The following is a 10345-nucleotide window of genomic DNA, read 5'->3' as shown; positions in this document are numbered from 1 at the left end:
AATGACGCGGCGGCAATTGCCGTCGTCTCCGGTGCTGCGGCATGCGTCGCGGCACCTCTTCCAGGTTCTTTCATGAGTCGTGCCTTCGCTGGCAAGCTTGCGGGCCGCGAAGCCGTGTCTTTAAAAACAGGAGGAATATCCGCATGAGTCGAGTCATCTTGCGCACCGCGGCGTGCTGCGCCCTGGTCGGGCTGGCGTCCATGGGCAGTGTGCAGGCGCAGAGCGCCCCCGCCGCTACAGGCAGCCTGCCGGATTTCACGGGTATCGTGCAGCAGAACGCACCGGCGGTTGTCCATGTCGAGGCGAAGTACAGCGGTAAGCGCAATCCGCGCAAGATGCCGCGCACCGGGCAGCAGCAAACGCCGGACGATGGCGACGGTAACGATCCGGACGATTTGTTGCGGCGGTTCTTCGGCATGCCGATGATGCCGTCGCCCGAAGAGCAGGCGCGTACCTCGCTCGGCTCCGGCTTCATCATTTCGCACGACGGCTACATCATTACTAACACGCATGTCGTTGACGACGCCGACACGGTGACGGTGCGCCTGCAGGATCGCCGCACACTGACCGCGAAGGTCGTCGGCAGCGATCCGCAATACGATATTGCGTTGCTCAAGGTCGATGCGGGCAGCAACCTGCCTGCGGTGAGTATCGGCGATTCGCGCGCGCTCAAGCCTGGGCAGTGGGTGCTGGCCATCGGCTCGCCGTTCGGCTTCGACTATACGGTCACCCAAGGTATCGTCAGCGCCATCGGCCGTAACCTGGGCAACCAGGATCAGCCCTATACCTCGTTCATTCAGACTGACGTGCCGATCAATCGCGGCAATTCCGGCGGCCCCTTGTTCAACTTGCAGGGTCAGGTGGTCGGCGTCAATTCGCAGATATATTCCAACACCGGCGGCTACCTTGGCGTTGCTTTCTCGATTCCGATCGACGTAGCGATGAACGCGGTCAAGCAGATCAAGGAGCATGGTTTCGTCTCGCGTGGCATGCTCGGCGTGACAGTACAGCCGTTGACCGACGAAGCGGTCAAGGCACTCAAACTGCCCGATGCCAATGGTGCATTGGTCGGCGATGTCACCGCTGGAAGCGGCGCGGAGAAGGCCGGCATTCATGCGGGCGACGTCGTGCTCGCATTCAATGGCCAGCGCATCAACCAGGCATCGGATCTGCCGCCGCTGGTCGGCATCACGCCGCCCGGCACCAAAGCGACGTTGCAGGTCCTGCGTGACGGCAAGAAAATGGATGTGCCGGTTACCGTCGGCGAGCTGCCGCGCGACAAAAATGCGTTGGCGTCCAGTAGCGGCAAGGGCAGCCAGCCGGGCGAACGCGCCGGTTCTTCGCTGTTGGGGTTGACCGTACAGGATATCGACGCCGATACGCGCAAGCAACTTGGCTTGAAAGCAGGTGAGGGCGTCGTGGTAGCGAATGTGACGGGCCGTGTTGCAGCTCAGGCTGGCTTGCGCTCGGGCGACGTCATCCTGCGCGTCAACCAGATGCCGGTAAGCAGTGCGGCGTCGTTCCGTGAAGCAACCAAGGGCGTGAAGGCCGGCAGCACCGTTTTGCTGCTGGTGCGCCGTGACGATCGCAGCCAGTTTATCGGTTTGACGGTACCGGGTAGCGACGATAGCGAGTAATGACTGCTCGCCCCGACCTCTCCCCCGGCGAAGCCGGGGAGAGGACGCCGTCCGCGCAAGTGCGAAATATTGAGGCTTGCCTCAGTCAGGGTCCCTCCCCCTGGCTTCGCCGGGGAGAGGGGCGGGGTGAGGGAGCGCCGCAGGCGCTCCCTCAGGTCCGGCCTCCCTGAGACGCCACCCCGGCTCACCCCCGATCCATGCGATAATGTCCAGTTCGTGCTACCACCGTGGTGGCACGCTGCCGTTGTTCCAGGACACGGCGGAGCACCGACCATCAGCGTTGTCCATGGAACTGATCCGCAACTTCTCCATCATTGCCCACATCGATCACGGTAAGTCCACCCTGGCGGATCGCATCATCCAGATCTGCGGCGGCCTGACCGAACGCGAGATGGAAGCGCAGGTGCTCGACAATAATACGATCGAGCGCGAGCGCGGCATTACCATCAAGGCGCAGTCGGTGTCGCTGCCGTATAAGGCGCGCGACGGCAAAACCTATCAGCTCAATTTCATCGACACGCCTGGCCATGTCGACTTCTCTTATGAGGTCAGTCGCTCACTGTCCGCCTGCGAAGGCGCACTGCTGGTCGTCGACGCCGCACAGGGCGTGGAAGCCCAGTCGGTCGCCAATTGCTACACCGCGGTGGAGCAGGGCCTGGAAGTGGTACCGGTGCTCAACAAGATCGATCTGCCCACGGCCGACATCGAGAAGGTCAAAGGCGAAATCGAAGCCGTGATCGGTATCGATGCCACCGATGCGGTAGCGGTCAGTGCCAAGACCGGTCTCAACGTGGTCGAAGTGCTCGAGGCGATCATCACCCGCATCCCGCCGCCGAAAGTCGGCGATACCGATCGGATGCAGGCATTGATCATCGATTCCTGGTTCGACAACTACCTGGGCGTCGTCTCTCTGGTGCGCGTCATGCAGGGCGAGATCAAGCCCGGCGACAAGTTGCTGGTGATGTCCACCGGCCGCACGCACGAAGTCAGCGAAGTAGGCGTCTTCACACCCAAGCGCAAGAAACTCGATCGCCTCGGTGCGGGCGAGGTGGGTTGGCTCAATGCCGCGATCAAGGATGTGCATGGCGCGCCGGTCGGCGACACGCTGACGCATGCTGGCAAGCCCGCGGAAAAGCCCCTGCCGGGCTTTCAGCAGATGCAGCCGCGCGTGTTTGCCGGTCTGTTTCCGGTCTCGGCCGACGACTATCCGGCGCTGCGCGAAGCGTTGGACAAGCTGCGTTTGAACGATGCCGCATTGTTCTTCGAGCCGGAAAGCTCCGAGGCCATGGGCTTCGGCTTCCGCTGCGGCTTCCTGGGGATGCTGCACATGGAAATCGTGCAGGAACGCCTGGAGCGTGAATACGACCTGGATCTGGTCACTACCGCGCCGACGGTGGTGTACGAGATCCTCAAGAGCGACGGCTCGATCATGCTGCTGGACAATCCGGCCAAGTTGCCCGGTTCGCCGCAGGTGCAGGAAATTCGCGAGCCGATCATCGTCGCCAATATCCTTACGCCGCCCGACTATATCGGCAACATCATCACGCTGTGCGAGGAGAAGCGCGGCGTGCAGCGTAGCATCCAGTACATGGCCACGCAGGTGCAGATCAGCTACGAGCTTCCGCTGGCCGAAGTGGTGCTGGATTTCTTCGACCGTCTGAAATCCGTATCGCGCGGTTATGCCTCGATGGATTATCACTTCGAGCGTTTCGATGCAGGTCCGTTCGTGCGCGTGGATGTGCTGATCAACGGCGACCGCGTCGACGCGTTGAGTCTGATCGTGCATCGCAGCCATGCCGATCGACGCGGTCGCGACCTGGTCGAGCGCATGAAAGACCTGATTCCGCGCCAACAGTTCGACGTGGCCATCCAGGCGGCGGTCGGTGCCCAGGTGATCGCACGCTCCACCGTGAAAGCTCTGCGCAAGAACGTTCTGGCCAAGTGCTACGGCGGCGACGTCAGTCGTAAGAAAAAACTGTTGGAAAAGCAAAAAGAAGGCAAGAAGCGCATGAAGCAGGTCGGTAGGGTGGAAATCCCCCAGGAAGCCTTCCTGGCTGTGCTGAAGGTCGACAAATAAGTGGGAAATGGTAAACAGTAACCGGGCAAGGGAAGCGCGCCGATGCTCCTGCGTGCCATTGACCGTTTACTATTGACCGCCTTACCGGGAGCCATGCATGGATTTTGATTTTTCGGCGATATTGCTCGGCCTGACCGCTTTCTTCGGCGTGGTCTGGCTATTGGATCGCCTGTTTTTCTATAAGTCGCGCAAGGCCGAGGCCAAGGGTGGCGAAGTACGCGAGCCGATGCTGGTCGATTGGTCGCGTTCCCTGTTTCCGGTGGTGCTGGTCGTGTTGCTGCTGCGCTCGTTCGTGGCCGAGCCGTTCCGTATTCCTTCCGGTTCGATGATGCCCACGCTGGACGTCGGCGACTTCATCCTCGTCAACAAGTTTGCTTATGGCTTGCGCCTGCCGGCATTCAACAACAAGTTCCTTTCCACCGGCGAACCGCAGCGCGGCGATGTAGTGGTGTTCCGCTTCCCCGGCTACTTGTGCCGCGAGGGCGACACCATGGTGCGCAGTGGCGACATTACTTGCGCCAATCCGCATGCGCCGGTCGAGAACCAGAACTGGATCAAACGCGTGATCGGCTTGCCGGGCGACCGCGTCGAGATGCATGGCGACGAGCTGTTGATCAATGGCGAGCCGGTGACCGCTGATCTGATCGGCCCTTATGTGGGCGATCCCAAGCAGCAGGAATCCCGCCTGATGCTGGAAATGGGCGCCACGGTATGGAACGAGCACCTCGGTCAGGTCACCCACAAGGTGGCCCGCATGCCCGCCTACAACACGCCACCGCCGCTACCCAACGACAAGGTGCCTTCGGTCGTCCCTCAGGGCTGCTACCTGGTCATGGGCGATAACCGCTACAACAGTACCGACAGCCGCTGGTGGGGCTGTCTGCCGGAGCAGAACCTGGCCGGCAAGGCGTTCCTGGTATGGCTCAATATCGGCGATCTCAAGCGCATCGGTACGCTTATTCATTGATCGCGGCGACCGACTGCCGCAAACGCGATCCAGGGCACGTGACCGGACACGCGACTGCGGGCAGAATCGCACTCGTCCGGCGGGCACGGTCATTCGGCCGCCGGCGAGTGGGGTCATACACGGGGTACGGCCGCTGCAAAGCGGCTTAAGCGAGGGGACACATGAAAAAGCAGCAGGCAGGCATCACCCTCATCGGGTTCCTGGTAGTGTTGATCGTGATCGGCTTCTTCGGCTATATGGCGATGAAGCTGATTCCGTCCTATACGGAATTCATGGGCGTGACCAAGGCAATGAACCAGGTCGCCAGTTCCGGCGTGGAAGGCAAGTCGATGGAAGAAGTACGCCGCGACCTGATCTTCAAGATGGGCTTCCAGTACGTCGACGATGCCACTGTCACGCCCAAGGACATCACGATGGAGCGTCACGGTAACGCCGCCGAGCTCAAGGTGGCTTACGACAAGCGCATTCCGTTCCTCTACAACATCGATTTCCTGCTGCACTTCGAGAAAAGCGTGACCTTGCAGGGTAACGTCGGCGAATAACGAGTCCAGAAGTTTTGACCCAGCTGTCTTACCGCTTTAACGATCCGGCGCTGGCCGAGCTGGCACTGACGCATCGCAGTGCCGGCAAGCCCAATAACGAACGGATGGAATTCCTCGGCGACGCGCTGCTGGGCGTAGTGATCGCCGAGATGCTCTACGAAACCCATCCGAATGCGAGCGAGGGCGAGTTGTCGCGTTTGCGTGCGCAATTGGTCAACGGCCAGACGCTGGCTACTATCGCACGCGAGTTGGAGCTGGGCGATCGCCTCAAGCTTGGTTCGGGCGAGCTCAAGAGCGGTGGTTTCCGTCGCGACTCCATCCTGGCCGATGCCCTGGAGGCTATGCTCGCGGCGGTCTACCTGGACGGGGGGTTTGCCGCCTGCCGCGAGGTCGTGCGCAGTCTGTTCCAAGAGCGCGTTGCTTCGATTCCGCGCTCATCCAAGGACGCCAAGACCCGCTTGCAGGAGTGGTTGCAGGCGCGAGGTCTGCCATTGCCGCTCTACGAGCTCAAAGAGGCCCATGGCGAAGATCACGCCAAGACCTTCGACGTTTTCTGCGCCATTGCCGAACCGCGACCCATCGGCGCCGAAGGCCATGGCGGCAGTCGCCGGGCCGCCGAGCAGGACGCGGCCGAGACGGTACTGCGGCAACTGCTGGAGGGGTAGGGGCTCGGCCCTTCTCGGCCCTTGTCACCTGATAAGTCGCGCTCCAAAAGCGCGGCCAGCCTCAATGACTTACAATACCTACCCTTTCGCGGGCGCCCATCCGCCCCGCCGACCGAACAGGCACGCAAGCGATGCACGATAACGACGATGATTTCCAGACCGCTGGCGCGCCCGAGCTTCCGCACGACGATTTCCGCTGCGGCCTGGTTGCCCTGGCGGGGCGGCCCAATGTGGGCAAGTCCACCCTGCTCAACGCAATGATCGGCTTTCGGTTATCGATTGTCAGTCCACGTCCGCAGACGACTCGCCACCGCATTCTGGGCATCTCGACCAGCGAAGCGGGGCAGATCCTTTACGTCGATACGCCCGGCCTGCATCGAGGCGCCAAGCGCGCAATGAACCGCAGCCTCAATCGCGCCGCGCGATCGGCGATCAGCGAAGTGGATCTGATCGTGCAGGTCATCGAAGCCGGCCGTTGGACCGACGAGGACGAGACCTTGTACGACGCCCTGGTCGAGCAGAAGGTGCCGCGCTTGCTGGCGATCAATAAGGTCGACCTGTCCAAGGATAAGAGTGCGATGCTGCCGTTCGTCGCCGACCTCGTCGCGCGTCACAGCTTCGACGAGGTCTACTACGTCAGTGCCCTGAAGGAAAAAGGCCTCAAGGCACTGGAAGAGGGCATTCTCAAGCGCTTACCCGTGCAGGCGCCTATTTACGGCGAAGACGAAGTCACCGACCGCAGCGAGCGGTTCCTTGCCGCCGAAATGGTGCGCGAGCAGTTGATGCTGCGCCTCGACCAGGAGCTGCCGTACGCCACCACTGTTGAAATCGAGCAATTCACCGACCGTCCGGACGGCGTCGCCGAAATCCATGCCGTGGTTTGGGTCGAGCGCGACGGCCAGAAGGCCATCGTCATCGGGCAGGGCGGCGCCCAGCTCAAGGCTATCGGTAGCGGCGCCCGCCGCAACATGGAGCGCGTGTTCGAGCGCAAAGTGTTTTTGAAGCTGTGGGTGAAGGTCCGCGAGGGTTGGGTGGACGACGAATCGATGCTGAAGCGATTTGGGTATGAGTGAGAATGAGTAAAGTCGTCCCTTGCACGGGTTGTGAGGTCGCACCTACGGTGCTGTGAAACGTAAGGAGGAAGAGTCCCGGCCGTGCCTGCTTTTCCCCCTTACTCTTTACAGCCCGCGCAGCGGGCGGCCTCACGGCGAGCGACCTCACTCAGATGCTCCTTGACCAACAGCCCACCTACATCCTCCACGCGCGCCCCTATCGCGAAACCTCGCTTCTGCTCGAATGTCTTACGCGGGATCTGGGTCGAATCGGCATGGTTGCGCGCGGTGTGCGTAGCGAGAAGGGCAAGGCACGACTGCAACGCGCCCTGCTGGAGCCGTTCCAGCCGCTGACAACCGATCTCCAGTTGCGCGGCGAGCTGGCAACGATGCGAGGTATCGAGGCAGTGGGAGCGCCGTTGCGACTGACCGGCGACGCCAACCTGGCCGGGTTGTACCTCAACGAATTAGTGGTCCGGCTGACGGGCCGGCAGGATCCGCTGCCGGATCTGTTCGATGCCTACGCACTTGCACTGCCGCGCCTGGCCAACGAACCGCTGGCCTGGAGCTTGCGCCGCTTCGAACGCGATCTCCTTGAAGCCTTGGGTTACGGTTTACAACTGGAATTCGAAGGCGAAAGCGGCGAGCCGGTCGATACGACGCGGTTCTATCGTTACCAGGTGGAGCTCGGCCCCATGCCTTGCCTGCCCAACGCGCCAACCGCCTTGCGTGGCAGCGATCTCCTGGCGCTTGCACAAGATCGCACGCCCGATACTGCCGGCCTCGCCGCGCTCCGGGGCATGATGCGCGAGGTCATCCGCTTTTATCTCAATGGCGGAGAACTGCGTGCCTGGCGCGTGTTCAGTGGCTTGGGAGCGCGCGAGCGCTGATCAGCGTACCGGGACGCTATCCTGCAACGCATCGATCGTCGCGCGTAACGCGGACCGAAAGCCAGCGATGGAGCCGGGCGTGGGCACCTGACCTCCCACCAACTGCTGTTGCAGCAATGCGGTCCGCGCAGCGAGCAGGGCCGTGCCGCAGAATCCGCAGGAAGCAAGCAGGCGATGCAGGCGTTCGCGCAGGCGTGCAGGGTTTTGTGCCATGCCGTCCCATTCGCGCTCCAGTTGCAGCAGTTCTTCACGCATCAGTCCGCGCAGCGCCTGCATGACCTGAGCATCCCCACTGCTGGCGATGGCCTGTGTATCGTCGAGCACGTCCTGCGCGGCGAGCGTCGGATCGACCAAGCTGGCTATGCGTCGCAGGTCGGCCTGCTGGCACGGCTTGAGGAGCAGATCCTGGAACCCGCAGGCATACAAGCGCTGCCGTGTAGGCTCATCGAATTCGGCACTGGTGGCCACGGCTAAGGTATTGCAGCCGGCATCGCGCACACGGTGCAGTATCGATTCGGCGCCGCCCCCGGGCATACGGCAGTCCAGCATCAGCAGTTGAAAAGGCTCCGCGATGGCTCGTTCGGCGGCGTTGGCACTGTCGGTGCAGCCGACCGCGTCCAGTCCGAGTGCGCGCAGAGCTTCGGTCAAAAACAACAGGCTGGCCGGATCGTCGTCGGCCACCAGTACGCGAGTTTGGGTGTCCGGCGCAAGTCCCTGGCGTTGGTTTTCAATCGATAGCGGCATGACAGGTCCGTGTCGTTCAGCTTGTTTTGGCAAAATGGCGCGGTCATGAGTTTCGCATTAAACCGCTTCCTGCTCCTATGGGTATTTCTGGCTGGGCTCGGTCTGGCCGTGCCGGCGCACGCCGATACGTTGCTCAAGGCCAAGCAGATTGCCGTAGCGGGATTGAAATTACAGGATTTGCAGGCCCAGCTCGGCGAGGACGGTCAGGGCGGCATCAAACTCAATCTGCGTATCGGAAAAGCCGACTTGCCAGCGCTTGGCTGGCGCCGCGTTGGCTTGGCCCTGCGCGGCACCCTGCAGCGCGACACCGAGATGCGCTGGCTGTTTTCCGGCTCCATCCAGGTCGGCAACGCTCCCGGCAATGCGCTTAGCGATGCCAAGATCGCCCTGGTGATCGACGATGCTGCCAATACACTGGCGATCGATTTGACCCAAGGCAAGGCCCAGGTCAGCGGTGCGCTGCCGCTGGATCAGCCCAGCCATGCGCAGATCAATCTGACCGCCATGCCGGCCGGCTGGCTGCAGGGGGTGTTGGGCACAGTCTGGTCCGGCAAGCCCACGGGAGGCCGGGTCGATGCCAGCCTGGCGCTCGATACCTATGACGAAGGCATCCAGACGTCTGGCCAGTTCAGCCTCGATGGGGTCGGTTTCGATACCCCGGGCGGAAAGCTGGCCGGCCAGGGGCTAGGCGGGAATGGGCGACTGTCGCTGGACACCACCGGCGGCCCGGCCAAGCTCGGCCTGGAAGCCAGCCTGCGCGGTGGCGATCTACTGCTGGGGCCGGTGTATGCGCGCCTGCCCGGAGACCACGCCGTGCAATTGAGTATCGATGCACAGGCTCACCGGAACGGCTTTACCATCGATCGCTTGCGCGTAGCCGATGCCGACGCGCTGCAGATCGACGGCTCGCTTGGCTTCGACGCCAAGGGCGAACTCGACAGCTTCACACTGGATCGCATGCAGGCGCGCTTTCCGGCGGCGTACCAGCGTTACGGTCAGGCGTGGTTGGCGACGCTGGGTCTAAACGACGTGCGCATCCAGGGCCAGCTCAATGCCGCACTCGATCTGGCAGGCGGCAACCTCAAGAGCTTCAGCTTCGACACCGATGGGCTCGACGCGGCCGATGCCGACGGTCGCCTGGCGATCGCCGGGCTGCACGGCGGGCTGGATTGGAACGTACGAGGCGACCGGCCAGCCACGTCTCTCAGTTGGCATGGCCTGACCTTCTACAAGATTGCCGCCGGCCCCTTGCAATCGCGCTGGCAGAGCCGGAGCGGGATGCTGGCCTTGCAACGGGCCGTCGAGATTCCGGTGTTGAATGGCAAGCTGCGCGTCGGCGACCTGAGTTGGCGGCCTGCGGCCGGCAAGGGCGAGCGCTTGAATACGTCGCTGGTCCTGACCGGCATCGATATGGCCGCTTTCAGTCGCGCCGTCGGTTGGCCGGAATTCGCCGGTACGCTCGGTGGTGCCGTGCCGGGACTGCGCTGGATCGACGACCGCTTCGAATTCGAAGGCGGGCTTAGCGTCAATGTCTTCGATGGCTTCGTCGACATGACCAAGCTATCGCTGCAGCAGCCCTTCGGCTCCTCGCCAGTCTTCAGCGGCAATATTCGCTTGAGCCGGTTGGACTTGAGCGTCATGACCGGCGTGTTCGACTTCGGCAACATCACCGGACGCATGGATGGCAAGGTCGATCAGTTACGACTGGTCAATTGGAATCCCGTCGCCTTCAACGCCTCCCTGATAGCGCCCGATGGCGGCAAGATCAGCC

The 10345-nt window shown here is 62.4% G+C and carries 9 protein-coding genes; 8 read left to right on the top strand and 1 reads right to left on the bottom strand.

The features are described from left to right. The first annotated feature begins 143 nt into the window (after positions 1-143). The 7 genes from VIM98_RS04205 (at position 144) to recO (ending at position 7830) form a co-directional block, all read left to right on the top strand. Positions 144-1637 (top strand): DegQ family serine endoprotease, encoded by a 1494-nt coding sequence (locus VIM98_RS04205; protein WP_331991842.1) that lies wholly within the window; start codon positions 144-146, stop codon positions 1635-1637. A 286-nt stretch (positions 1638-1923) separates the two neighbouring features. Further along, positions 1924-3714 (top strand): translation elongation factor 4, encoded by a 1791-nt coding sequence (lepA, locus tag VIM98_RS04200; protein WP_331991843.1) that lies wholly within the window; start codon positions 1924-1926, stop codon positions 3712-3714. A 97-nt stretch (positions 3715-3811) separates the two neighbouring features. Further along, a complete protein-coding gene (gene lepB / locus VIM98_RS04195) occupies positions 3812-4681 on the top strand; it encodes a signal peptidase I (RefSeq protein ID WP_331991841.1) in 870 nt (289 codons plus the stop codon). A 161-nt stretch (positions 4682-4842) separates the two neighbouring features. Continuing rightward, positions 4843-5223, top strand: a complete 381-nt coding sequence (locus VIM98_RS04190) for a DUF4845 domain-containing protein (RefSeq protein WP_331991840.1) — start codon at positions 4843-4845, stop codon at positions 5221-5223. Between the two features lie 14 nt (positions 5224-5237). Further along, positions 5238-5888: a ribonuclease III gene (gene rnc, locus VIM98_RS04185; RefSeq protein ID WP_331991839.1), complete on the top strand. Its 651-nt coding sequence runs from the start codon at positions 5238-5240 to the stop codon at positions 5886-5888. Between the two features lie 131 nt (positions 5889-6019). After that, entirely contained in the window at positions 6020-6961 is a 942-nt protein-coding gene (era, locus tag VIM98_RS04180) for a GTPase Era (protein WP_331991838.1), read from the top strand. Positions 6962-7113: 152 nt separating this feature from the next. Beyond that, entirely contained in the window at positions 7114-7830 is a 717-nt protein-coding gene (recO, locus tag VIM98_RS04175) for a DNA repair protein RecO (RefSeq protein WP_331991837.1), read from the top strand. Here the strand turns inward: recO and VIM98_RS04170 are convergent, their stop codons facing one another. Beyond that, positions 7831-8574 (bottom strand): response regulator, encoded by a 744-nt coding sequence (locus VIM98_RS04170; RefSeq protein ID WP_331991836.1) that lies wholly within the window; start codon positions 8572-8574, stop codon positions 7831-7833. Between the two features lie 45 nt (positions 8575-8619). Here VIM98_RS04170 and VIM98_RS04165 point away from each other — a divergent pair. Next, positions 8620-10345: hypothetical protein (locus tag VIM98_RS04165; RefSeq protein WP_331991835.1), on the top strand; the 1726-nt coding region annotated here is incomplete at its 3' end.

It is taken from the genome of Dyella sp. (assembly GCF_036568765.1).
GTDB lineage: Bacteria > Pseudomonadota > Gammaproteobacteria > Xanthomonadales > Rhodanobacteraceae > GSA-30.
Note: the sequence above shows the minus strand (reverse complement) of the source record. Positions and strands in the feature narration are given on the sequence as shown.